This is a genomic window from Bradyrhizobium sp. SZCCHNS30572 (assembly GCF_032484415.1).
In the GTDB taxonomy this organism is placed as follows: Bacteria; Pseudomonadota; Alphaproteobacteria; order Rhizobiales; family Xanthobacteraceae; genus Bradyrhizobium.
In genome coordinates this window covers 201,127-224,229 of sequence record NZ_JAUESY010000006.1, presented here as the reverse complement: position 1 = coordinate 224,229, position 23,103 = coordinate 201,127, and the positions used below count along the sequence as shown (strand labels likewise).

General features: G+C 65.3%; 20 protein-coding genes. 5 read left to right on the top strand and 15 right to left on the bottom strand.

Annotated elements, in window-relative coordinates; all coding sequences use genetic code 11:
• Positions 1 to 171: 171 nt before the first annotated feature.
• From QX048_RS18150 to QX048_RS18130, 5 genes are all read right to left on the bottom strand, one after another.
• The gene (locus QX048_RS18150) at positions 172 to 891 is read right to left on the bottom strand and encodes a ribonuclease activity regulator RraA (RefSeq protein ID WP_316200578.1); all 720 of its coding nucleotides are present in this window, start codon (positions 889 to 891) and stop codon (positions 172 to 174) included.
• Positions 892 to 1,045: 154 nt separating this feature from the next.
• Positions 1,046 to 2,782: an L-arabinonate dehydratase gene (araD, locus tag QX048_RS18145; protein WP_316200577.1), complete on the bottom strand. Its 1,737-nt coding sequence runs from the start codon at positions 2,780 to 2,782 to the stop codon at positions 1,046 to 1,048.
• The gene (locus QX048_RS18140) at positions 2,779 to 3,639 is read right to left on the bottom strand and encodes an ABC transporter permease (RefSeq protein WP_315716981.1); all 861 of its coding nucleotides are present in this window, start codon (positions 3,637 to 3,639) and stop codon (positions 2,779 to 2,781) included. The genes araD and QX048_RS18140 overlap by 4 nt, the downstream gene beginning before the upstream one ends.
• A gap of 11 nt (positions 3,640 to 3,650) precedes the next feature.
• Complete coding sequence (locus QX048_RS18135) at positions 3,651 to 4,415, bottom strand: ABC transporter ATP-binding protein (protein WP_316173306.1); 765 nt, start codon at positions 4,413 to 4,415, stop codon at positions 3,651 to 3,653.
• Positions 4,415 to 5,446 (bottom strand): ABC transporter substrate-binding protein, encoded by a 1,032-nt coding sequence (locus tag QX048_RS18130; RefSeq protein WP_316173307.1) that lies wholly within the window; start codon positions 5,444 to 5,446, stop codon positions 4,415 to 4,417. The genes QX048_RS18135 and QX048_RS18130 overlap by 1 nt, the downstream gene beginning before the upstream one ends.
• Before the next feature lie 124 nt (positions 5,447 to 5,570).
• Between QX048_RS18130 and QX048_RS18125 the strand changes: the two genes are divergently transcribed.
• The 3 genes from QX048_RS18125 (at position 5,571) to QX048_RS18115 (ending at position 10,690) form a co-directional block, all read left to right on the top strand.
• On the top strand, positions 5,571 to 6,281 hold the full coding sequence (locus tag QX048_RS18125) for a GntR family transcriptional regulator (protein WP_316173309.1): 711 nt from the start codon (positions 5,571 to 5,573) through the stop codon (positions 6,279 to 6,281).
• A 382-nt stretch (positions 6,282 to 6,663) separates the two neighbouring features.
• Positions 6,664 to 7,098 (top strand): response regulator, encoded by a 435-nt coding sequence (locus tag QX048_RS18120; RefSeq protein WP_316173311.1) that lies wholly within the window; start codon positions 6,664 to 6,666, stop codon positions 7,096 to 7,098.
• Entirely contained in the window at positions 7,079 to 10,690 is a 3,612-nt protein-coding gene (locus QX048_RS18115) for a PAS domain S-box protein (RefSeq protein WP_316200576.1), read from the top strand. The genes QX048_RS18120 and QX048_RS18115 overlap by 20 nt, the downstream gene beginning before the upstream one ends.
• A 114-nt stretch (positions 10,691 to 10,804) precedes the next feature.
• Here QX048_RS18115 and QX048_RS18110 read toward each other — a convergent pair whose 3' ends face one another.
• From QX048_RS18110 to QX048_RS18065, 10 genes are all read right to left on the bottom strand, one after another.
• Positions 10,805 to 11,440 carry a response regulator transcription factor gene (locus tag QX048_RS18110; protein WP_315750719.1) on the bottom strand — a complete coding sequence of 212 codons (636 nt, stop codon included), beginning with the start codon at positions 11,438 to 11,440 and terminating at the stop codon, positions 10,805 to 10,807.
• Between the two features lie 461 nt (positions 11,441 to 11,901).
• Positions 11,902 to 12,411 carry a response regulator gene (locus tag QX048_RS18105; RefSeq protein ID WP_315750717.1) on the bottom strand — a complete coding sequence of 170 codons (510 nt, stop codon included), beginning with the start codon at positions 12,409 to 12,411 and terminating at the stop codon, positions 11,902 to 11,904.
• 197 nt (positions 12,412 to 12,608) lie between these two features.
• Positions 12,609 to 12,932 (bottom strand): PilZ domain-containing protein, encoded by a 324-nt coding sequence (locus QX048_RS18100; RefSeq protein WP_315716973.1) that lies wholly within the window; start codon positions 12,930 to 12,932, stop codon positions 12,609 to 12,611.
• 34 nt (positions 12,933 to 12,966) lie between these two features.
• Positions 12,967 to 13,836: a protein-glutamate O-methyltransferase CheR gene (locus tag QX048_RS18095; RefSeq protein ID WP_315750716.1), complete on the bottom strand. Its 870-nt coding sequence runs from the start codon at positions 13,834 to 13,836 to the stop codon at positions 12,967 to 12,969.
• 29 nt (positions 13,837 to 13,865) lie between these two features.
• The gene (locus tag QX048_RS18090; RefSeq protein ID WP_315716971.1) at positions 13,866 to 14,255 is read right to left on the bottom strand and encodes a response regulator; all 390 of its coding nucleotides are present in this window, start codon (positions 14,253 to 14,255) and stop codon (positions 13,866 to 13,868) included.
• A gap of 30 nt (positions 14,256 to 14,285) precedes the next feature.
• A complete protein-coding gene (locus QX048_RS18085; protein WP_315800634.1) occupies positions 14,286 to 14,759 on the bottom strand; it encodes a chemotaxis protein CheW in 474 nt (157 codons plus the stop codon).
• A gap of 26 nt (positions 14,760 to 14,785) precedes the next feature.
• Complete coding sequence (locus QX048_RS18080) at positions 14,786 to 17,554, bottom strand: hybrid sensor histidine kinase/response regulator (RefSeq protein ID WP_315714011.1); 2,769 nt, start codon at positions 17,552 to 17,554, stop codon at positions 14,786 to 14,788.
• A 257-nt stretch (positions 17,555 to 17,811) separates the two neighbouring features.
• On the bottom strand, positions 17,812 to 18,207 hold the full coding sequence (gene flbT, locus QX048_RS18075) for a flagellar biosynthesis repressor FlbT (RefSeq protein WP_315740791.1): 396 nt from the start codon (positions 18,205 to 18,207) through the stop codon (positions 17,812 to 17,814).
• A gap of 216 nt (positions 18,208 to 18,423) precedes the next feature.
• On the bottom strand, positions 18,424 to 19,974 hold the full coding sequence (locus tag QX048_RS18070) for a flagellin (RefSeq protein WP_315729343.1): 1,551 nt from the start codon (positions 19,972 to 19,974) through the stop codon (positions 18,424 to 18,426).
• Between the two features lie 294 nt (positions 19,975 to 20,268).
• Complete coding sequence (locus QX048_RS18065) at positions 20,269 to 21,018, bottom strand: histidine kinase dimerization/phospho-acceptor domain-containing protein (protein WP_315825811.1); 750 nt, start codon at positions 21,016 to 21,018, stop codon at positions 20,269 to 20,271.
• Between the two features lie 669 nt (positions 21,019 to 21,687).
• Between QX048_RS18065 and QX048_RS18060 the strand changes: the two genes are divergently transcribed.
• Together QX048_RS18060 and QX048_RS18055 are read left to right on the top strand one after the other, a co-directional pair.
• A complete protein-coding gene (locus QX048_RS18060) occupies positions 21,688 to 22,410 on the top strand; it encodes a Crp/Fnr family transcriptional regulator (protein ID WP_316173644.1) in 723 nt (240 codons plus the stop codon).
• 237 nt (positions 22,411 to 22,647) lie between these two features.
• Positions 22,648 to 23,037, top strand: coding sequence for a response regulator (locus tag QX048_RS18055; RefSeq protein WP_008968243.1), 390 nt, complete (start codon positions 22,648 to 22,650; stop codon positions 23,035 to 23,037).
• Positions 23,038 to 23,103: the final 66 nt, after the last annotated feature.

Sequence of the window (23,103 nt, the reverse complement as noted above, 5' to 3'; positions counted from 1 at the left end):
GACCCATAACCACCGGCGGCAATTGTTGAGCGCGCTGGAGCTACGTCCCTCGTCATCACAACCGCCTGTGGTTATGGGTCCCGGCTCAAGGCCGGGACGACAGCGGAGTATGGGGCCAATCTCGCCTCGCAATCGGCGTCGCATCCGCAACGACAGCCGAGGACGTAGCGGCTACCGGTTGTTCTTCGCGCGCCACGCCGCGAAGTCGGCGGGCGTCTGCGGATCGGTCGCCGGATAGAGGCCGAGGATCGAGCGGCCCTTGGCAACTTCCTCGGCAACGAAATCCTCGAACGCGGTCATCTCGAACGTCTCGTCCGCGATCTCGTCGGCGAGATGGGCGGGGATGACGATGACGCCGTCGGAATCGCCGAGGATGACGTCACCGGGAAACACCGGCGCGTCGCCGCAGGCGATCGGGCCGTTGATCTCGATCGCATGATGCAGGGTGAGATTGGTCGGCGCGCTCGGACGCTGGTGGAAGGCGGGGATGCCGAGCTTGGCAATCTCGGCGGCGTCACGGAAGCCGCCGTCGGTGACGACGCCGGCGACGCCGCGCTGCTGCAGGCGGCTCACGAGAATTGCGCCGGCCGAGGCGGCGCGCGCGTCCTTGCGGCTGTCCATCACCAGCACGGCGCCGGGCGGACAATCCTCGACGGCCTTGCGCTGCGGATGGCCGCGGTCGCGAAACACCTCGATGGTGTTGAGGTCCTCGCGCGCTGGGATGTAGCGCAAGGTGAAGGCTTCGCCGACCATGGTCGGCTGCGCCGGGCTGAGCGGATGGACGTTCTGGATGCACTGGATGCGCAGGCCGCGCTTGAACAGCGCGGTAGCGACCGTGGCCGTCGAGACGGTCTTGAGCTTGTTGCGGGTGGCGGTGCTGAGTCTGGTCATGCGGTGCTCGTCGTTCTCCCCTCCCCCTTGCGGGGAGGGGTTGGGGGTGGGGGTCCACATCAACGGTGTCGCTTTGGGTACCCCCCTCCCCCGCAAGGGGGGAGGGAGCGCACCTCGATCGCGGAAACAGCGCGGGCTAACGCGGCGCTATGAACTAATAAATCGCGGGTTCCCCGACCGGCGCGCCGAAGCCGGTCTCCAGGAAGTCGAAGTCGCAACCGTCATTGGCTTGGCGGATGTGGCGGGCGAACATCCAGCCATAGCCGCGCTCGAAACGCGGCGCCGGCGGTGTCCAGGCGGCGCGGCGGCGCGCCAGCTCCTCCTCGGGCACGTCGAGATTGATGGTGCGCGCGGCGACGTCGAGCGTGATCAGGTCGCCATTCTTCACCAGCGCCAGCGGGCCGCCGACATAGGCCTCCGGCGCCACATGCAGGATGCAGGCGCCATAGCTCGTGCCGCTCATGCGCGCGTCGGACAGCCGGACCATGTCGCGCACGCCCTCGCGCACGAGCTTGGTCGGGATCGGCAGCATGCCCCATTCCGGCATCCCCGGCCCGCCCTGGGGCCCGGCATTGCGCAGGATCAGCACATGGTCGGCGGTGACGTCGAGATCGGGATCGTCGATCGCCTTCTTCATCGAGGGATAGTCGTCGAACACCAGCGCCGGGCCGGTGTGCCTGAGGAAGCGCGGATCGCAGGCAGAGGGCTTGATGACGCAGCCGTCCGGCGCAAGGTTGCCCTTGAGCACGGCGAGCGCGCCTTCGCGATAGATCGGGTTCGACTGCGGACGGATGACGTCGTCATTGTAGACGCCGGCGTCAGCGATGTTGTCGCCGAGCGTACGGCCGTTGACAGTGAGGCAGTCGAGATGGAGATGCTCTTTCATCCGGCTCATCAGGCCGGGCAGGCCGCCGGCGTAGTAGAAGTCCTCCATCAGATAGGTGTCGCCGCTCGGCCGGACATTGGCGAGCACCGGCACCTTGCGGCTGGCCGCCTCGAAATCATCGAGGCCAATATCGGCCCCGGCGCGGCGTGCCTGCGCGATCACGTGGATGATCGCATTGGTCGAGCAGCCCATCGCCATGGCGACCGCGATCGCGTTCTCGAACGCTGCGTGGGTCTGGATCTTCGATGGCGTCAGGTCCTCCCACACCATCTCGACGACGCGGCGGCCGCATTCCGAGCTCATGCGGATGTGCTCGGCATCGGCAGCCGGAATCGACGAGGCGCCGGGCAAGGTCATGCCGATCGCTTCCGCGATCGCGGTCATGGTCGAGGCCGTCCCCATGGTCATGCAGGTGCCGTGGCTGCGGGCGATGCCGGCCTCCATGGCATTCCAATCGGCGTCCGACAGCTTGCCGGCGCGGCGTTCATCCCAGTACTTCCAGGCGTCGGACCCGGAGCCGAGCGTCTTGCCCTTCCAGTTGCCGCGCAGCATCGGCCCGGCCGGGAGATAGATCGCCGGCAGGTTCATGCTGGTGGCGCCGAGCAGCAGCGCCGGCGTGGTCTTGTCGCAGCCGCCCATCAGCACGACGCCATCGACGGGGTGTCCGCGCAAGAGCTCCTCGACATCCATCGCCAGCATGTTGCGATAGAGCATCGTGGTCGGCTTCAACAGCGACTCCGACAGCGACAGCGCCGGCAGCTCGATCGGGAAACCGCCGGCCATCAGCACGCCGCGCTTGACGTCGTCGACGCGCTGCTTGAAGTGCATGTGGCAGGGCTGCGCGTCGGACCAGGTGTTGATGATGGCGATGACCGGACGGCCCTTCCACTCCTCCTGGGCATAGCCCATCTGCATCACCCGCGAACGATGGCCGAAGGAACGGAGATCGTCGGGCGCGAACCAGCGCGCGCTGCGCAGCTGATCGGGGCTCTTCTTGTGGCTCATGATTGCGTTCCCCAGGTCAGCACGGTCTTGCGCTCGATGGTGCGGAAGATCAGATTCTCGACCACGAGGCCGATCAGGATCACGGTCAGCAGGCCGGCGAACACCGCGGGGATCTCGAGCAGATTGCGGTTCTCGAAGATGAACCAGCCGAGGCCGCCCTGCCCCGAGGAGACACCGAACACCAGCTCGGCCGCGATCAGGGTGCGCCAGGCGAAGGCCCAGCCGATCTTCAAACCCGTGAGGATGGCGCCGAACGCCGCCGGAATCAGGATGCGGATCACATAGGAGAAGCCGCTGAGACCGTAGTTGCGCCCGACCATGCGCAGCGTGTTCGAGACGCTTTTGAAGCCGGAATGGGTGTTGAGCGCGACGGGCCACAGCACCGAATGGATCAGCACGAAGACGAGACTGCCGCTGCCGAGCCCGAACCAGATCAGCGCCAGCGGCAGCAGCGCGATCGCCGGCAAGGGATTGAACATCGCCGTGATCGTCTCGAGGAAATCGGTGCCGATGCGGGTCGAGATCGCGAGCACAGTCAGGATCGCCGCGAGAACGATGCCGGCGGCATAGCCCATGAACAGCACCTTCAGCGAGGTCCAGACGCGCATCGGGATGGTGCCGTCGCGGACCTTCTCCCACAGCGCCGCGATGGTGTCGGAGAAGGTCGGGAACAGCAGGGGATTGTCGAGATAGCTGCCATAGGCCTGCCAGATCGCGGCGAGCAAGACGATGATCAGGCTCTTGCGCACGAAGCCGTCGTTCCACAGCAGCTCGAGCACGCCGAGCTTGCGCGCGACATCTGCAGGCGCGGCGCTCGCGGGCGACGTATCGCGCAGGATGATCTTGGCTTCAGCCATGGGCGCCGTCCTCAATGCGTCGTTGCAGGTTCGGAGAACAAAAGATCATGGATCTGCTTCTCCAGGCGCGCCGCGCTGCCGTCCTCGGCCGAGACCTTGTCGACGTCGACCACCTCGGCCTTGACGCGGCCGGGATGCGGCGACAGCAGCAGAATGCGGTTGCCGATCTTGATGGCTTCGGCGATCGAATGCGTCACGAACAGGACGGTGAATTTCGTCTCGTTCCACAACTGCAGCAGCTCGTCCTGGCAGGTGCGCCGCGTCAGCGCATCGAGCGCGGCGAACGGCTCGTCCATCAGCAGGATGTCCGGCTCCATCGCCATGCCCCGGGCGATCGCGACGCGCTGCTTCATGCCGCCCGACAGCGTGTGCGGATAGGCATCGACGACGCGCGTCAGCCCGACTTTCTCGATATAGGTGCGGGCGCGGCTCTCGGCCTCCTTGCGCGGCATGCGCCGCGCCGTCAGCAGCGGGAACATCACGTTGGCGAGCACGGTCTTCCACGGCAGCAGCTGGTCGAACTCCTGGAAGATCATCATGCGATCGGCGCCAGGACCGGTGATCTCGCGGCCGCTGATGCGCATCCGGCCCTCGCTCGGCTTGATGTAGCCACCGACCGCCTTCAGCAAGGTCGACTTGCCGCAACCGGACGGTCCCAGCAGCACGAAGCGATCGGAGCGGTCGACGGAGAAGCCGACCCGCTCCGTCGCGGTGATCACCGCGCTGGAGGTCTTGTAGCGCAGGGTGACGCCATCGACGTCGAGCAGCGCGGACATCAGTTGCCCTTCAGATCATGCGCGACCGGCAGATAATAGTCGGTCCAGGCCTTGGGCTGGGTCTTGATGGTACCGATCTTGGCGAGATGGGCCGCGAACTTCATGGTGCCCTGCGGCTCCAGATTCCATTCCATCATGCCGGGCTCCTTGAGCCAGGCGAGCAGGTCATCGACCGAGGTCTTGTCGCCGGTGATCTCCTTGTAGATCTCGACCGCCGTCCTGGTATCGCTGCGGATCAGGTCCTGCGCTTCCTTGGTCGCATCGCGCACCGCCTGGATGATCTTCGGATTGGCGTCGGCGAACTTCGTGGTGGTGAAGAACTGCGCCTGGCTCAGCGGTCCGCCCATGACGTCGGGCGAATTCATCACGACATGCGCGCCGGGCACGTTCTTCAATTCGAGGAACGTGTAGGGCGGGATCGAGAAATGATTGTGCACCTCGTGCTGCGGGTTCGACAGCGCCGTATAGGCGTCGGGGTGACCGAGCTGCACGGTGTTGGCGTCGAGCTTGTTCCACTGATCGGCGCCGAACGCTTCGGCGGCCGCGATCTGCAGCACGATGGCCTGGGTCGAGACCTTGACGGTCGGCACGGCGATCTTGTCACTGGGACCGAAGTCCTTGATCGACTTGATGTTGGGATCGCGGCTGATCAGGGTCATCGGCTGCGCCGAGGTGGCGACGATGCCCTTCACGCCACCGCGGGTACGATCCCACAACAGCAGCAGATTGCCGGTGCCGGTGTTGAGGATGTCGACGCTGCCCGACAACAGCGCATCGGTCTGCGCGCCGCCGCCGGAGAAGGTCAGCCATTTGGTGGTGACGCCGGGCACGCCGAGCGCGGCCGCATGCTTCTCGATCAGCTTGTTCTTCTCGATGATGTGGCTCGGCATGTAGAAGATGCCAGGCTGGCGCGACAGCGAGATTTCGGTCTTCTGCTGGGCCTGCGCGGCGTCATTCCAGGCCGCCGCGACCAGCAGCGTGGCCAGCAGGCCGGCGGCTCGTGCGCCCGAGCGCGCGAACTTCTCGAACATGGGACATCCCTCCTCGCGTGCCGGCTCCTTCTTGACGGCCGGCGGAGAGATGCACTAATGCATTAGTGCATCTCTGACAAGGGCTGTTCTCCCCCTGCGACATTCGAGCCGGACGTCCCACCAAATGGCATTGCCCGCGACGCCTGCTGCGGTTCTCCCGCCCGAACGGCTCGATCCGAGCCGGCGCGCGGCACCGCAGGTCTTCGAGCGGTTGCGCGACCAGATCATCGCCCTCGCGCTCCCACCGGGAGCGCCATTGTCGCGGCCGGCGCTGCAGGCCGAGTTCGGCCTCAGCTCGACGCCGATCCGCGACGCGCTGATGCGCCTCGCCGAGGAAGGCCTCGTCGACGTGTTCCCGCAGCACGCGACCCTGGTCAGCCGCATCGATGTTGGTCGGGCGCAGCAGGCGCAGTTCCTGCGCCAGGCGCTGGAGCTCGAGATCGTGCGCCTGCTCGCGCTGCGGCCTGCGGCGGCGCCGATCGACGAACTCCATGCTCTGATCGCCCAGCAGCGGCGATTCGCCAGGGACGGCGACTTCGCGTCATTCACGGTGGTCGACAACGCATTCCACGAGCGGCTCTACACTGCCGCGGACAAGCACGAGCTGTGGACCCTGGTGCGCAGCCGCAGCGGTCACATCGACCGGTTGCGCCGGCTGCATCTGCCCTCACCCGGCAAGGCGCAGACGATCCTGCGCCATCACAAGCAGATCGTCGATGCGATCGCCGCGGGCCGGCCGAACGACGCGCAGACGCATCTGCGCGAGCACCTGACCGGGACGCTGAGCGACCTCGCGACCATTCGCGGCCGCTGGCCGGACTATCTCAGTGGCTAGCAGCCCCGCCCAATCGGAGGACGTGAGCGGTGTCACGCCGCACGCCGGCATGTCGTCTGTGGCCACTCCGTCCCGTGCTGGTCCGCACCGTCTGTCGCGCCGCCTGGGATCGCAAATCCTCAGACATGTGCTCAAATATTGTGCATTCGGCGCGAGGACGAGGCGATTATGGAGCGCTCCGTGCCATGCAACTACGGCGCGAGCGCCCCGAATGCAGGCCCGGCGCCCGGATAGTCCACCCTTGTCCCGTACAGGACATCGATCACCGCGCCCCATCCTGCATGTGACTTGCCCGGCGAAACGCTTGCGGCGCGCCGCGAATTGGGCAAAACCTTACAACTGACCGTTGGTCTTGCTGCCAGCCAATCGGGAGATGCGGAGCGTGGCGAAGATTCTGGTCGTGGACGACGATCCGCTCATGCAGCTGACAATTCAGCGCGTGCTCGAACGGGCCGGTCACGTCGTCGGCATCGCGGGCGACGGCCAGAAGGCGCTCGTCCGCTTCACGAGCGAGAGCTTTGACTTGGTGATCCTGGACATCTTCATGCCGGGCATGGACGGGCTGGAGGCGATGCGCTTGATCCTCAAGCACACGCCCGGCGTTCCGATCATCATGACCTCGGGACGTGCCCACAGCCCGACCTCAGTGATAGAGCCCGATTATCTTACCATGGCCACGAGGCTGGGAGCGGTGTCCGCATTGCCCAAGCCGTTCAAACCGGCAGCTCTCCTGACGATGGTTTCCGAATGCCTGGCATCGGCAGGCGATCGGGCTGCTCGACCCCGGCCAGGCCAAGATGCTGTTCCGAAATCCTGACGGCCGAACCGAAGGGCTCCTGCTCAGCGGCGCGCAGCGCGCGAGCGAGACGCCGCGGTTCGGCGGCCGCCTCACGCTGACGACGCGGCTGGCGATCGCGATGATCCTGCTGGTCGCGATCGCGGTGTTCGCCGTCGGCTGGCTCGGCTATCGCAGCCTCGAGCGGGCGCTGTTGCCGCGCGCGCTCGATCGAATCGAGTCGCATTCGCGCCTGATGGCGACCGAGCTCGAAAACTATGTCGGCGGCGCCCGGAACGACATCAACGGCTATCGCGCCTCGCCGAATCTGGCAACGTTGATACGCACACTGAAGACGGGAGCTCCCGATCCCCGCGAAGGGCTGCCGGCGCAGTCGTGGCGCGAGCGGGTCGCAACGCGCTACTTCGCCGAGCTACAGGCCAAGCCGACCTACGCGATGATCCGCCTGGTCGGGATCGAGAACGATTATCGCGAGCTGATCCGGGTCGACCGGCTCGGGCCGGGCAACACGGTTCGGATCGTTCCGGAGAACGAGCTGATCACGCGCGGCGAGCGCAACTACATCAAGGAGACGCTGAGCCTGCCGCCCGGCGGCATCCGGCTCTCGCCGATCATTCTCGACGGCAACACGACGGACCCCAAAACAGGCGTGCCGATGCTGTGCGTCGGCACGCCGGTGTTCGCGCCGGACGGCAAGCCGTACGCGATCCTGATGGTCGATCTCGACATGCGCCCGATCTTCGCGCATCTGCGCACGGCGGCCCGCCCGGGCGCGCAGCTCTATGTCGTGAACGCCCGCGGCGACTATCTCTTCCATCCCGAATCAGACCGGGAATTCGCCTCGAAACGCGGCCGATCGACGCGATGGCAGGACGATTTTCCGACGCTCGCAGGCGCGACCGGCAGCGCCGAGGGTTTCGCGCAGATCCTGCACGACGAAGCCGATCGCCCCGGCGGTGTCGCCTTTGCCCCGGCGCTGCTCGCGGGACAGGAATGGGTGGCGGTGATCGAGACGATCCCGAACACCGCCTTCATGGCGCCCGCCCTCGCCATCCGCAAGACGGCGATCGAGGTCGGCCTGATCGCGATGCTGTGCGCGGCCGCGCTCGCCTTCGTGGTCGCGCGCTCGCTGACGCGGCCGATCAACCAACTGACCCAGGCCGTCGAGGGCGTGGGGCGCGGCGAGGCGGTGAATATCCCGCTCGATGCGGTCGGCGAGACCGGCGTGCTGGCGCGCGCCTTCGCCCGCGTGCTGGACGAGGTTCGCACCAAGACCGCCGAGCTCGAGCGCGAGGTCCAGGAGCATTACCTGACCGAAGCAGCGCGCGACCATTTCGCCGCCCGCGAACGGCTCTACAGTGCCGCGGTGGAATCGTCGAACGACGCGATCGTGACGCTGTCGCTGGACGGCACCATCACCGCCTGGAATCCGGCAGCCGAGGCCATGCTGGGCTACTCCGCCGAGGAGGCCGTGGGCCGCCTTGCGGATTTCCTCGTGCCGCCCGAGCGCATGGCCGAGGCCCAGGACCTTCTGGCGCGCATGGCCCGCGGCGAGCGGATCCAGCATTTCGAGACGGTGCGGATCCGCAAGGACGGTGAGCTGGTCCAGGTCTCGCTCAGCGTCTCGCCGATCAAATCACCGACGGGCCAGATCATCGGCGCCTCCAAGATCGCACGCGACATCACCGAGAGCCGCCGGACCGAACTGGCGCTGCGCCAGCAGACCGAGGAACGGCGGCGCATCTTCGAGACGTCGCAGGACCTGATCCTCATCACCGACCGCAATGGCATCCTGGTTCAGGTCTCACCGAGCGTGGAGGCGATTCTCGGCTATACGCCGGCGGAGATGATCGGCCGCAGCGGCGCGGAGTTCATCCACCCGGACGATCTACCCAAAGCACGCGAGGAGCTTCGCGCCTCGCGCCTCGGCCTTCGGGCGCGCACCTCCGACTGCCGCTACGTCCACAAGGACGGCCGCGTGGTGACGCTGTCCTGGACCTCGAACTGGTCGGAGCCGGTGCAGCGCCACTTCTTCATCGGCCGCGACATGACCGAGAGCCGGCTGGCGCAGGAGACGCTGCGGGAGAGCGAACAGCTCGCCCGCAACATCGTCGAGACCGCGCTCGATGCCTTCGTCCAGGTCGACGACAACGGGGCCATTCTCAACTGGAACTCCCAGGCCGAGAAGATCTTCGGCTGGTCGCGCGCCGAGATCATCGGCAAGGACGTCTTCGACGTGATCACGGTCGGGGACGTCGGCGAGGAGCTGCGCGCCGCGCTCGGCCGCATCCTGATGACCGGACAAGCGAGCGCACTCGGGGTCGGCCGCCGACGCGAGGTCATGGTGAAGCGGCGCGACGGCCGCGAGTTCAAGGCCGAGCTCAGCGTGACCGCGCTGAAGACCCGCAACGGTGTCGTGCTGAACGGCTTCTTCCGCGACCTCACCGACAAGATCGCGACCGAGGAGCGGATCCGCCAGTCCGAGAAGATGGAGGCGATCGGCCAGCTCACCGGCGGCATCGCGCACGACTTCAACAACATCCTCACCGTGATCACCGGCACGATCGAGATCCTCGCCGCGGCCGTTGCCAAGGAGCCGCAGCTCGCCGCGATCACCCGGATGATCGACGAGGCCGCCGCGCGCGGGGCCGATCTCACCCAGCATCTGCTCGCCTTTGCGCGCCGGCAGCCGCTGCAGCCGCGCGAGGTCGACGTCAACACGCTGATGATCGACACGGCCAAGTTGCTGCGGCCGACGCTCGGAGAGCAGATCGAGATCGAGTCCGTCTTCCAGGACGAGACCTGCGTGGCGCACGTCGATCCGAACCAGCTCGCCACGGCGGTCATCAACCTCGCGCTCAATGCCCGCGACGCGATGCCGAATGGCGGCAAGCTCATCCTGGAGACCGGCTGGGCCGACCTCGACGAGAACTACGCGAGTCTCTACGACGACGTGCGGCCCGGTCGCTACGCGATGATCGCGGTGAGCGACAGTGGCAGCGGCATTCCCGCCGCCATCATCGACAAGGTGTTCAATCCGTTCTTCACCTCGAAGGGGCCGGGCAAGGGGACAGGGCTCGGATTGTCGATGGTGTACGGCTTCGTGAAGCAATCTGCCGGCCACATCAGGATCTACAGCGAAGAGGGCCACGGCACCACGATCCGGATGTACCTGCCGCCGGGCAGCGAAGAAGCGATCACGCAGCCCTCGGGCGACGCGCCGGCGATCGAGGGCGGCCAGGAGACGATCCTGGTGGTGGAGGACGACCGGCTGGTGCGCGGCTACGTTCTCGCCCAGCTCCATGCACTGGGCTATGCGACGCTGGAGGCGGCCAATGCCGCCGAAGCGCTGGCGATCACCAATGCCGGAGAGCCGTTCGATCTGCTCTTCACCGACATCATCATGCCGGGGACGATGAACGGCCGCCAGCTCGCATCCGAGATCCAGCGGATTCGTCCGACGCAGCGGGTCCTGTTCACCTCCGGCTACACCGAGAATGCCGTGGTGCATCACGGCCGGCTCGACGAAGGAATTCTTCTGCTGCCGAAGCCGTACCGCAAATCCGAGCTCGCCAAGATGATCCGCAAGGCGCTCGCCGCGACCGAGGCTTGAAAAACCAGGCTTGAAAAACGAGGCTTGGCCAATGCGGCCCGACCAACGCGGCCTGGCGCTTGCGGTTGCCGCTACTCCAGCTTGAGGCCCCGTGCGGGCGGCCCGGCCATCGGCTCAATTGGCGCGCGACGCCGTCATCACGATGCGGATCAGATCGGCCGCGTTGCGCGCGCCGAGCTTCTTCATGATGTTGGCGCGGTGATCCTCGATCGTGCGCGGGCTGATGCCCAGCGTGCGCCCCGCCTCCTTGTTCGAGGCCCCCGCCGTGAATTGTTCCAGGACCTCGCGCTCGCGCCGCGTCAGCGGCTCGCGGCCGGGGAAATGCAGCGAGCCGATCTTCGGCGAGGCATTCTCCTTCTGCCGCCGCGCGAACGCGCCGATCGCCTCGTTCAGACGGGCCACGATCTCACTGCCGCGGAACGGCTTCTCGATGAAGTCGAGCGCCCCGTTCTTGATCGCATTGACGGCCATCGGGATGTCGCCCTGGCCCGAGATCATGAAGATCGGAGCCGGATAGTCCTCGCCGTGCAGTTCCCTGAGAATGTCGAGACCGGACTTTCCGGGGATGTGCACGTCGAGCAGGATACAGGCCGGTGTCCTGCTCCGCGCCACCGCCAGGAGCGCGGCGCCGTCCGCAAAACAGATCACTTCATACCCACCTGCCGACAAGACCATCGAGAGGGTGTCGCGCACGGCTGGGTCGTCATCGACGACAAAAATCTCACCGCGGGAAGCTGTTTGTTCGGCCATGGGCGATTGCTCTTGCAAAGGAGAAGAAACAATGAAAGCGCGTCTTATGATACCATACTCGTCGGGTGCTTTGGGCACCCGTATTTGTACGGTTTATGATCCTAACCCACAAGTAGTAGCTGCAGATCGGTGATCGCCTTCACGAGACCATGATCTGGACACGATCTCAAGGCAGTCGTCTCGGGCAGCATGCTGCCTTGCAAAAACACATCAACGCCGACAGCGTCATGATCGACATCAAACTCTGATCGCATCGGCGTTGCCCACGTGCACCACGCCCACAGACATGCTCGGCGGCGGACGCGTGCACGGCCCTCAGCCCACGAAAATCTGCACGGCATTTGACACAAGACGTACAGCCGTCAGCCGGCCTTGCCCTCGTTTTGATCAGAGATCGGCGGGATTCGGACGTTGCATAGGATTGTGCGCCCTGGACCGCGGCTTGCGCCGATGCAGCTCTGTCAGGACCGATGCTTCGCGGCAACACTTTCGGCGGCGACGCCGCCCCAGGTGTGAACCACGGGCAGGCCGAGCACAGTCTTGCCGAGATTCGCCAGGCAGATGCGCAACGCTGCCAGATCGACTGGCTTCGGCAGGCTCTGCAGGTCGATCCCGAGCGAGCGCGCGAACAGCCGGGCCTCAATTCGCTTTGCCGCATCCATGCCGCTGATCACGATCACGGAACCGGCGAAGCGGGTATCTGCGATGACCTTGAGGACCTCGGTCCCCTCGCCATCCTCGAGCATGAGATCGAGCGTCACGCAGTCAAAGCGGTTGTTGCGCACCTCGCGGATCGCATCGCTGCACGTGGCCGCGACCGTCACGGCGTGGCCGGCCTGCTTGGCCGCCAGCGCGATCAGCGTCCGCTGCGCGGCGTCGTCGTCGACGACCAAGAGCTGCAGCGCGCGCCGTTCGCCATCATCGGCGCGCTCCGACCGGCTGGATGCAAGTTCCGAACTCATGACCGGCATTGGCCGTCCCTGGAAAATTTGACCGACGTCGTTGTCATACACGTCCGACCCTGCGGCGACGTAAAGCGGCTCTCGGAAAAAAGGCCACGCGTCTTAGGACTTGCGCAGGACCCGGGCTGGCGCGTCTCCTCGTCGCTCCGCGCGCGGAAGTTTCCCGAGCGGCGGGCGAGCAATGCGCCGTGCTGCCGCAAGGCGAACTAGTTGACGGTCGTTTCCTGGCCGGCGGAAGCGTTGCCACGTTTCTTCTTGTTCTTTCCCTTGATGAACTGGATGTCCATCTCGGAGCCGTTGACCCGGACCAGCTCGCAGCGGCGGTAGGCGAGCCCCGTCGAGGACAGCAGCAGAAAGAACTCTTTCAGATTCAATCCCTGGATCGATCCCTCGACCGTCAGCACCGCGTCGGTGTCCGAGATGGCGTTGAGCTGGCAGTCCCTGCGCCAGGTCCCGTCGATGCCCATGATGCAGACATCGTAACCACGGCTGAAGGTGACGCGCTCCGTACCTTTGTTGTCGTCAGACATCTTCGCGTCCTGCTCTATTGGGCTGCGGGAACATCTAGTTGCCCGCGGCCGCGATCCTGGGCATTCCCGGAGCGGACGCCTTCGCCGCGGAAGCGATCCCGCTCGGGCGATACAGGCCACGCCGGTCCGCGAGCGGCTTGAACACGTCGGTGAGGCCGACGACGGTCTCCGCCGCACCGAGTACGAGGAAGCCGTCCGGCTCCATCTGCTTGGCGAGCCGGCCGAAGATGTTGATCTTGGTGTCCTGATCGAAATAGATCAGCACGTTGCGGCAGAACACGACGTCGAACGTGCCGAGCTGTGAGAAGTCGTGCAGCAGATTGAGCTGGCGATGCTGGACCATGCCGCGCACGTCGGAATTGATCTGCCAGAGTTCGCCTGCCTGCTTGAAATATTTGACCAGAAGCTGGATCGGCAGCCCGCGCTGCACCTCGAACTGGCTGTAGAGGCCGGCCTTCGATTTCTCCAGCACCTCCTGCGACAGATCGGTGGCGATGATCTCGATGCGCCATCCACTGAGCGCAGATCCCATCTCCTTGAGCGACATCGCCAGCGAATACGGCTCCTGGCCGGTCGAGCAAGCAGCGCACCAGATCCGGATCGACTTGCGGTTGGCGCGCGCCTTGAGGAGCTCCGGCATGATCACGTCGCGAAAATGATCGAACGGGACCTTGTCGCGGAAGAAGAACGTCTCGTTGGTCGTCATCGCTTCGACGACCTGGCTGATCAAGGCGCTCGACCCGTCCTTCAGCTTCTGGACGAGATCGCTGATGCTGGCCAGGCCGGCCTTGCGCGCGAGCGGAAGCAGGCGGCTCTCGATCAGATATTGCTTGTCGGCAGACAGATCGAGACCGGACTTGTCTCGAAGCAGCTTGCGCAGGAACTCATAATCAGGCTGGTTCACGGGCGGCCTCTTCTGGGCAGACGAAGGGATCAGGCGGATTCGGCTGACAGCGCCTGGATGAGACCAACTTCCTGGAATTTGGCGGCCACAATCTCTTTGTCGAACGGCTTCATGATGTATTCGTTGGCGCCGGCGTTCAGCGCGCGCGAAATGTGATCGATGTCGTTTTCGGTGGTGCAGAACACCACCTTGGGGCCTTCGCCGCCCGGCAGCCGGCGCAGGCGCCCGAGGAAATCATAACCGTCCATGACGGGCATGTTCCAGTCGAGCAGAATGGCGTCCGGCAGGCTCTTGGTGCAGATCTCGAGCGCCCGCTCGCCATCCTCCGCCTCGACGACGGAGAAGCCCAACTCCTCCAGGATACGCCGTGCGATCTTGCGCACGACGCTGGAGTCATCCACGACCAGACAGCTCTTCATTGTTGTCTCCCCTATGGGACGGTTGACGGGCTAGGCGGCGATTGCTGCCTTCGGCAGGAGTTCGAGCACGCGATCGACGTCGAGAATGACCATCAGCTGGCCGTCGAGGCGGTGCACGCCGCCGGCGAATTTCGCCATGCGCGGGTCGAGATTGACGGGGTTCTCCTCCCGGCCCTCCTCGGGCAGCCGCAGCACCTCGCCGATCTGGTCGATCAGGAGACCGTAGGACTCGCCGCGCAGATCGACGCCGACCGCCATCGGCGGCTTGCCGTCCTCGGCGCGGGCAAGGCCGAGCCGCGCCCGCATGTCGACGACGGTCACGATGCGGCCGCGCAGGTTCAGGACCCCGGCGATCTCCGCCGATGACAGCGGCACCCGCGTCACCCGCTCCGGCATGAACACGTCCTGTACCCGGGAGATCGGCAGGCCGAACAGCTGGCCGCCGATCATCGCAGTGACGTATTCGACGGCGGCGCCCTCGGTGGTTTCGATCTTGCTGCTCATCGCACGCTACTCCTGTCCGCTTGCTGTCACGCGGCCCGCCGGTTGGCTTCGGCGCGGGCCCGTTCCTCGATCTGTTCCTTCAGCGCCGCGATCAGGCCTGGCCGGTCGAACTTGGCGATGTAGTCGTAGAGGCCCGCCTGGCGGCCGCGCTCGATCGCCGCCGGCGACACCAGCGACGACACCGCGATGACCGGCATCTGGCTCAGGTTCTGGTCGGCGCGGATCGCCTCGGTGAACTCGAAGCCGTTCATCTCCGGCATCTCGATGTCGGTGACGACGATGTCGAAGCTGTGCCCGGAGCGCAGCGTGGCCAGGCCCTCGATCGCCGAGGCCGCCGTGCGCACCTTGTAGCCGGCCGACTTCAACACCGGCGCCAGCATGTTGCGGAAGAACGGCGAGTCGTCGACCAGCAGCACCGACTGCGTCTGCGCGTCGGTGTGCATCTCCTTGCGGATGAACCAGTCGGCGAAGGCCATCGGCAGGAAGTGGCCGACGTCGATCACCTCGGTCGCCTGGCCCTTGATCACCGCCGAGCCGAGGATGCCGTCCTTGGCGCCGGAGACCTGGATGTTGAGCCGCTCCTCGACGATGTCGATGATCTCGTCGACCACGAGGCCCATCGCGCGGGTCTCGTCGGCGAACACCAGGATCGGCTGCGAGCCCGACGTCTGCACCGACACGCCTTCCATCTGCACCAAGGGCATCAGCTGGTCGCGGTACTGCACCATGTAGCGGCCGTTGGAGATCTCGATCTTGTCGGCCGCGATCTCCTCCAGGCGCGTGACCAGCGCCAGCGGCACCGCCTTGGGCTGCGCCGTGCCGGCGCGGAACACCAGCAGCGAGGTGAGCTGCTCGCCGCCGATGGCGTGATGCGCGGCGTGCTCGTCGGACACCGCCTGCGAGGCCGAGCCGGCGGCGCCGAGCGCTTTCGCAATGCCGTTCGGATCGATGATCATGATCACGGCGCCGTCGCCCAGGATGGTGTTGCCCGAGAACATGTCGATGTGACGCAGCTTGGTCGACATCGGCTTGACCACGATTTCCTCGGTGTGGAACACGCAGTCGACCACGATGCCGAAGGTCTGGTTGCCGACCTGCGTCACCACGATGAAGCCGTTCTCCGGATCGGTCGACGAGCCGTCGTCGATCTTCAGGAGCTTCTTCAGATGCATCAGCGGCAGCAGCTTGTTGCGCAAGCGCAAGACCGCGGTGTCCTTGATGCGCTCGATGCGATGCTCGGAGTTGGCGCGCGCACGCACCAACTCGACGACCGACAATTGCGGGATCGCGAAGCGGTCGCCGCCGGCTTCGACGATCAGCGCCGAGACGATCGCGAGCGTCAGCGGGATCTTGATGGTGACCGAGGTGCCCTCGCCGAGCACCGACTTGATGTCGATGGTGCCGCCGATCTGGTCGATGTTGGTGCGCACCACGTCCATGCCGACGCCGCGGCCCGAGACCGAGGTGACGGCGGCCGCGGTCGAGAAGCCCGGCTCGAAGATGAACTTGTGGATCTGCGCTTCCGTCATCTTCTCGAGCTCGGCCTCGGTGACGAGGCCGTTCGCCAAGGCCTTGGCCTTGATGCGCTCGGTGTTGAGGCCGCGGCCGTTGTCGGCGATGCAGATGATGATATGGCCGCCTTCGTGATAGGCGGACAGCCGGATGGTGCCCTGCTCGGCCTTGCCGGCCGCGGCGCGCTCGGCCATCGTCTCCAGGCCGTGATCGGCGGAGTTGCGCACCATGTGGGTGAGCGGGTCCTTGATCAGGTCGAGCACCTGGCGGTCGAGCTCGGTGTCGGCGCCGTGCATCTCGAGCTCGATCTGCTTGCCGAGTTCGGTGGCGAGGTCGCGGACGATGCGCGGCAGCTTCTGCCAGGCATTGCCGATCGGCTGCATGCGCGTCTTCATGACGCCCTCCTGCAGCTCGGCGGTGACGTTGGACAGCCGCTGCAGCGGCACCTTGAACTCGGTGTCCTCGTTGCGGCGGGCGATCTCCAGGAGCTGGTTGCGCGTCAGCACCAGCTCCGAGACCATCGTCATCAGATGTTCGAGCGTGTCGACGTTGACGCGGATCGACTGGTTGGCGACCTTGTCGTTCTCGTGCACCTCGCCGTCGGCATTGACCTTCGGCCGCGCCGCCTTCTTCGGCTCGGCCTTGGCCTCTGCTTCCGCCTTGGCAGGCCCGGCCTTGGCGACCGGCGCCGGGGCAGCGGCCTTGGGCTCAGGCGCCTTCTCATGCGCGGGCGGCAACTCGATCGCGGTCTCGCGGAAGGCCCGCTCGAGCTCGTCGAGCGACACTTCGCCCGGACGCAGCGGACGCTCCAGCGTCTGGTCGATCAGCGAGCCGTGCGTCACCGCGGGGGCGGGCGGCGCGGCCGGCACCAGCGGCGGGGCCGCCTCGCCGGCGGCCATCGCCGCCATGCCGCGCTCGACCATCGCCTCGAGCTCGCTGATGAGGTCGCGGTCCTCGCCCTCGGGCTCGGCCTCGTTGGCCTCGAGCTGTCCCAGGATGTCCTTGATGCGGTCGATCGTGGTCAGGATCAGCGTCACGGCCTCGCCGGTCACCGGCATGCCGTCGCGGAATTTGCCCATCAATGTTTCGGCGGCGTGCGCCAGCGCCTCGAGCCGCGGCAGGCCGAGGAAACCGCAGGTCCCCTTGATCGTGTGCACCAGCCGGAAGATGTTATCGAGGATCTTGGCGTTGTTCGGCTCCTGCTCGAACCGCACCAATTGATTGTCGACGGTGTCCAGGCTCTCGCTGGTCTCCGTCAGGAACTCACGCAACAGATCGTCCATGAAACTGGCCTTCCAAGAATTGGCGCCGCGGTCACGGGGCGACCGCTGATCCTGTCAGAGCGACGGTCGGTCACGGCCTTCACCAGCAGCGCGGATCGATACCCGGCCCTCGGCGACTCCGGCTGAACAGACTTTTGTCCACGCCATCGTTAGGTGGGGCTTTTATCCGTCCCGTTAATTTTATTGTCCGTGCTAATACGGACGTAGTACCAACCTCTCAGGCTGTGGCGAGCCCGGCTCCTTCCGCGGCCGGAATGTCAAGGCATCGCTTCGGCCGGCGCGACTGCGCGATCCTCTCGCTCGATCAGCGCCCTGATCTCCTTCAGAGCCTTGTACAGCGCTCCTTCCGTGACATGGCGATCCACCGTCTCGGCTTGGCCGGCGGCTTCCGGAATCGCCCTGCGCAACTCGTTCATACAGGCGAGATAGGACGCGCGATAACGGATCGCGTCGTTCTTCAGATACATCGTCTGGACGCAGAGATAGAGGCGCTTGGCCGGCGTATCGGCGGTCTCGGCGGTGACGGTGTCACGCTCGCGGAGGATGGGCGCGTCGCCTTCGACGATGAAGCGGGCGCGCGTATTCGAATTAACGATGACGCTGTCGCCGATCACGATGCGCTCGAAAGGCTTCAGCTCGACCCGCAGGGGCATGGCCCAGTCTCCTCTCAGAAGGCTCCTCTCGGGAGTCTCCTCTCGGGAGCGGCGTCGTCGGCAGGCTGCATTCGCGTCGACACGACGTTGCTCTCGTGCTCGCTGTCCGGCTGATCCGGCGCCGCAGCCGAGCGGCGTCAATTTGCGAATAGTCTAGAGCCGAAAACGGCGGGGCAAGCCCCGCCGCCTCCGATATTCGTGGGTGCCGCCCGCGCCTTAGCGCAGGAGCTGCAGCACGCTCGCCTGCGACTGGTTGGCGAGCGACAGCGCGGACACCGCGATCGACTGGCGGGTCGACAGCGCCTGGCTGTTGGCCGCTTCCTCGTTGGTGTCGGCCAGCGTCAGGTTCGACGAGCCGGTCTGCAGCACGTTGATCAGGTTCTTGTTGAAGTCCTGACGAACCTGCACCACCGAGAGGTTCGAACCCAGCGTGGAGGCCTCGTTGCGCAGCGTGGAGCTCGCCGAGTTGAGGACGCCGATGACCTTGTTCGCCGAGTTGTTGTCGAGGAAGTCGGTGCCCGAGGTCAGGTTCGACAGGCCGAGGCCAGCCGAGTTGAACGTGACACCGGTGATCGACAGCGTCGACTTACCCGTTTCGTTGAAGGTCAACTTCAGCGTGTCGCCGTTCAGCAGGTTGATGCCGTTGAACGAAGCGTCAGCCGCGGTCGTGTTGATCTGCGCCAGCACGTTGTTGTACTGGGAGACCAGGCTCGCGCGCTGCGTCTGCGCGGTCGCGTCCGCCACCGGAGCCGCCGCCGTCAGACCGTTGAAGGCCTGGCTGGATGCAGCCGACGTACCGCCGATCGCACCGATCGTGGCCGAAGCCGCGTCGTTGGTCGTGGTGATCGAGATCTTGCCGGTGGACGAGTCGACCGTGGCCTGCAGGTTGTTGGCTGCGAGCTTCGCGTTGAGATCGTTCAGCGACTTGACCTGTCCTGTCCCTAGACCGAACGTGATGCTTGTCGCCGTGCCACCTCCTGTGGCGCCGACCGTCAAGGTCTGACCTGACAAGCCGTCGCCGACGGCAGTCAGCCCGAGCTTGCCCAAGGTGCCGGTGCTGCCCGAGAGCGTCAATCCCGCCGCCGGCGGCGTCAGGGTGATCGCACCCGCGGTGATCGACGCGGTCACGCCGGTCTGGGTCTGGATCGCCGACAGCAGGTTGCTGACGCTGTCGCCGATGCCGATGTTGGTGCCCGTCGAGGACGTGCCGGTGATGAAGGTGAAGGTGGTGCCGTTGACGACCAGCGTCTCACCCGAGGTGATGCCGGAGGCGAGGTTGTTCGACGCGGTGCCCGCCGTGCCCGACAGCTTGGTCGAGCCGGTGATCGCCACCGCGCTCGAGGTATTGTCGTTGTTCACGACCGAGCCGGTCACAGCCGTCGAGCTGGAGCCGAGCAGGTCGGTGGCGGTCGCACCGGTCAGAGCCGCCGAGGTCACGCTCGACTTGGTGGAGTAGCCCACCGCGCTCTGCAGAACCTGGTTGGCGATCGACTTGGCGCTGTCGACGAGCTTCTGCAGCGAGGTGATGCCGGTGTTGGCGGCCTGCAGCACCTGCACGCCGTTGCCGATGCCGTCGAGCAGATTGGAGATGTCGGAAGCGCGGTTGTCGAGACCCTGGGCGGTGAAGAAGTTGGTCGGATTGTCGAGCGCCGAGTTGACCTTCTTGCCCGTGGAGAGGTTGTTCTGCGTGGTGGCGAGGAGCTGAGCCGTCGACTGGAGCGAGAGCAGGTTCTGGCGAACCGACGCAGAGAGTACGATACCTGACATTGTCATTCCCTTCTGGATGAACATGAGTAGACATCGCCGCACCGTTCTGTCGGCGATGGCGCAGACTGGTCCGCGGAATCCTACCCGTTCGTTAAATTGACTTCGGAACGGCCGCGCGCAGCCTCCCCCGCCGCCGTTAATCCTAATTGGCCGCTAATCAGTTTGATCAAATGCGTGCAGGCCGCCGCGATTCACGGTAAAATGGCGCACGGATCCACGTCTGACGGGCGCGCGCCGATACGCGGTGCGACCGTTAAGGCAGTGCTAACTATGAGCTTGCGGAAGAGCGGCCGGTTACGCGGGGGTGCGGTCCGCGTGCGGGAGGACGATCTCGACGCTGGCGGTCCGGCCGTGCGGCTCCTGGAGCTCCAGACGTCCGTTCGAGCGCCTGACGAAATCCTCGACCAGCCGGATCTCCGAGAACACGGGATCGGCTGGACCGGCCTCCGCCGCACTCACCGACGCCGTCAACACGATCTGCACGTCGGAGGAGATGCCGCCGGCGCCCGAGGCGTCCGCACTCATGCGCCTGGCCTGGATGTCGATGCGGCCACCGTGCTCCAGTCGATGTCGGGCCCCGATCGCAAGACACAGCAATGCCGCCATCAACTGGCCCGGATCAGCGAAGACGGCCGGCACGTCCGCGTCCACCGACGTCGTCACCTCGACCTCGGTGCCCAATGTCGGACGAAGCAGGCGAGCGACGTCGACCAGGAGCTCGTTCAACTCCACCGCACATGGCTGCGGCGGCCGGCCCCTTGCGAACGACAGAAGCTGCGACGTCAATCGAGCGCCCCGGGTCGCGGCCTCGTCGATCAGACGCGCGACGGCCGCCAGTTCAGGCTTGTCCTCGACCGCTTCGGCGAGAATGTCGATGGTCCCCGTGATCACGGTGAGAATGTTGTTGAAGTCGTGCAGCAGGCCACCGGCAACCTGACCCACGATGGCCATCCCGGGGTGGATGTCCGGCGTCGCTGCAGCCGGAATGTCTGCGCCCGGGCTCGGTAGCGACTGATTGGATCGCTGGTAGGTGGAAGAGGCCATGAATCGTGCAATACCTGTTGGGGGGGAGGACGGCGGGGCTATCGGGACGCAAACGCACGGACGCCGCTGCGATGTTCAGCTTCGTCTTGATGCTCAGCCTTGGCGCTCAGTCTCACCGCTGACCATCGATCGCGCTCCGGCTGGATGCAGCATCAGTCGGACTCCCGCTCCTGCCAGGACGACAACCTCGTCACGCCAGTCGCAGGACACCGGCCGATGCCTCCACTCGCGACGAGAGTTGCATCCGACAGAAAAAGATCCGTCAACGAATCAGCGCGCTTATTAGCGATTTTGGCCTCAAGATGTCCGCTGTCAATTGCGGCGCTTGCTACGTGGCGTCCGTGCCCATCGGAGCTGCCGCGGCCGGAGCAACGAGACGTTCGCCGCAAGTGTGCTGCGCTGCTTTCACGAGCCGAGGCGGAGGCCGGATGCGTGCCGACTGTATACAACCGCGCGCGATCAGATCAGCACATCGCACACACGTTGACGGCCCAAATCCGCAAAGCGCATTCGCGCCTGTCTGCACGACAACGCACACAGCAGGAACGAATGGCCTTTACTGGGAATATTACCCGTGATTCTTCTTGTCAGCGGATGGGACGCAGTTCTATGGAACCATGAGGGCATTGAGATCTGCGAGGCTCCGATACTGCAATGCAGGAGATGGCTTTGGACCCCAGCTTGCGTTCTCCGAACGGTTTCCTGTCGTCGTTGACCGACGATGATTTCGAGCTGATCCGACCCTATCTGCGGACCGTGGATCTGGTGCAAGACTCCATTCTCGCCGAGGTCGGCGAAAAGCTTTCGCGCATCTACTTTCCTCATCGCGGCGTGATCTCGCTGGTCGTGAACCTCGCGCGCGGAGAGCGCGTTCAGGTGGCGATGATCGGTCGCGATAGCTTCTTCGGAAGCATGTCCCTGCTCGCGGGCGGCGATCTGGTGGTGCTGAACAGCGCGGTGGTCCTCGTTCCCGGTGCTGCATCGGTCGTCGACATCGACAGGGTACGGGCAGCCGCCGAACAGAGCCCCTCGTTTCGCGCGCTGATGTTGCGCCACGCACTCGCCATCTACGTGCAGAGTCAGCAGACCGCCGGTTGCAACGCCGCCCACACCGTCGAGTCGCGTCTCGCCCGTTGCCTGCTGCAGACGCATGACCTTTCAGGCGGCAACAAGCTCTACATCACCCAGGAGTCCCTGGCCCAGATGATCGGCGCCCGGCGCAACAGCGTTTCGCTGGTGGCGAGCACGCTGCAGCAGGCGGACTTCATCCACTATAGCCGCGGCCATATCGAGATCATCGATCTGGAGGGGCTGAAGAAGACGGCGTGTGAGTGCTACGGCGCCGTGAAGGCCCACTACGAGAATCTGGTCCGGCCGCGCAGCCTGCCGTAAGCAGGCGTCGTTCCGGCCGTCGCGCGCCGGCGCCTCGCCGAACGCCCTTGCCTCCGTACAACTACGGCCCATTGCATGATCCCCATCACCGCTGCGGACGGAATTAACGCGCTGTTCAACGGGCGCTGATAATTGTCGACGTGCTGACGAGCGCGAGTTCCAAGAAGCGTCGAATTATCTTCGTGCTGATATATCTCGCCCGTGTTCGGCTTTTGACCAGACGCGCGGAGTAATGACATGGCCTTTGATCTGTCGATGCCGATCCTGGTGGTCGATGACTACGCCACTATGATCCGGATCATCCGCAACCTGCTGAAGCAGCTCGGATTCGAGAACGTCGACGACGCCAGCGACGGATCGGCCGCGCTCTCCAAGATGCAGGCGAAGAAGTATGGCCTCGTGATCTCCGACTGGAACATGGAGCCGATGACCGGCTACGACCTGCTGCGCGAGGTGCGCGCCAGCCCGGAACTGTCGAAGACGCCGTTCATCATGATCACGGCCGAATCGAAGACCGAGAACGTCATCGCCGCCAAGAAGGCCGGCGTGAGCAACTACATCGTCAAGCCGTTCAATGCTGCGACGCTCAAGACCAAGATGGAAGCCGTGTTCGGCCCGGCCGAATAGCCGAACTCCACGGGAATGCCCTGCGCGGCGGCCGGACCGGTGTTCGGCCGCTTTCTCTTTGGCGGA

What these genes read in the sequence shown, in the direction of transcription:
- QX048_RS18150 (WP_316200578.1), bottom strand. Translation starts at nt 891, where the DNA reads ATGACCAGACTCAGCACCGCCACCCGCAACAAGCTCAAGACCGTCTCG.
- araD (WP_316200577.1), bottom strand. Translation starts at nt 2,782, where the DNA reads ATGAGCCACAAGAAGAGCCCCGATCAGCTGCGCAGCGCGCGCTGGTTC.
- QX048_RS18140 (WP_315716981.1), bottom strand. Translation starts at nt 3,639, where the DNA reads ATGGCTGAAGCCAAGATCATCCTGCGCGATACGTCGCCCGCGAGCGCC.
- QX048_RS18135 (WP_316173306.1), bottom strand. Translation starts at nt 4,415, where the DNA reads ATGTCCGCGCTGCTCGACGTCGATGGCGTCACCCTGCGCTACAAGACC.
- QX048_RS18130 (WP_316173307.1), bottom strand. Translation starts at nt 5,446, where the DNA reads ATGTTCGAGAAGTTCGCGCGCTCGGGCGCACGAGCCGCCGGCCTGCTG.
- QX048_RS18125 (WP_316173309.1), top strand. Translation starts at nt 5,571, where the DNA reads ATGGCATTGCCCGCGACGCCTGCTGCGGTTCTCCCGCCCGAACGGCTC.
- QX048_RS18115 (WP_316200576.1), top strand. Translation starts at nt 7,079, where the DNA reads ATGCTGTTCCGAAATCCTGACGGCCGAACCGAAGGGCTCCTGCTCAGC.
- QX048_RS18110 (WP_315750719.1), bottom strand. Translation starts at nt 11,440, where the DNA reads ATGGCCGAACAAACAGCTTCCCGCGGTGAGATTTTTGTCGTCGATGAC.
- QX048_RS18105 (WP_315750717.1), bottom strand. Translation starts at nt 12,411, where the DNA reads ATGCCGGTCATGAGTTCGGAACTTGCATCCAGCCGGTCGGAGCGCGCC.
- QX048_RS18100 (WP_315716973.1), bottom strand. Translation starts at nt 12,932, where the DNA reads ATGTCTGACGACAACAAAGGTACGGAGCGCGTCACCTTCAGCCGTGGT.
- QX048_RS18090 (WP_315716971.1), bottom strand. Translation starts at nt 14,255, where the DNA reads ATGAAGAGCTGTCTGGTCGTGGATGACTCCAGCGTCGTGCGCAAGATC.
- QX048_RS18085 (WP_315800634.1), bottom strand. Translation starts at nt 14,759, where the DNA reads ATGAGCAGCAAGATCGAAACCACCGAGGGCGCCGCCGTCGAATACGTC.
- QX048_RS18080 (WP_315714011.1), bottom strand. Translation starts at nt 17,554, where the DNA reads ATGGACGATCTGTTGCGTGAGTTCCTGACGGAGACCAGCGAGAGCCTG.
- flbT (WP_315740791.1), bottom strand. Translation starts at nt 18,207, where the DNA reads ATGCCCCTGCGGGTCGAGCTGAAGCCTTTCGAGCGCATCGTGATCGGC.
- QX048_RS18070 (WP_315729343.1), bottom strand. Translation starts at nt 19,974, where the DNA reads ATGTCAGGTATCGTACTCTCTGCGTCGGTTCGCCAGAACCTGCTCTCG.
- QX048_RS18065 (WP_315825811.1), bottom strand. Translation starts at nt 21,018, where the DNA reads ATGGCCTCTTCCACCTACCAGCGATCCAATCAGTCGCTACCGAGCCCG.
- QX048_RS18055 (WP_008968243.1), top strand. Translation starts at nt 22,648, where the DNA reads ATGGCCTTTGATCTGTCGATGCCGATCCTGGTGGTCGATGACTACGCC.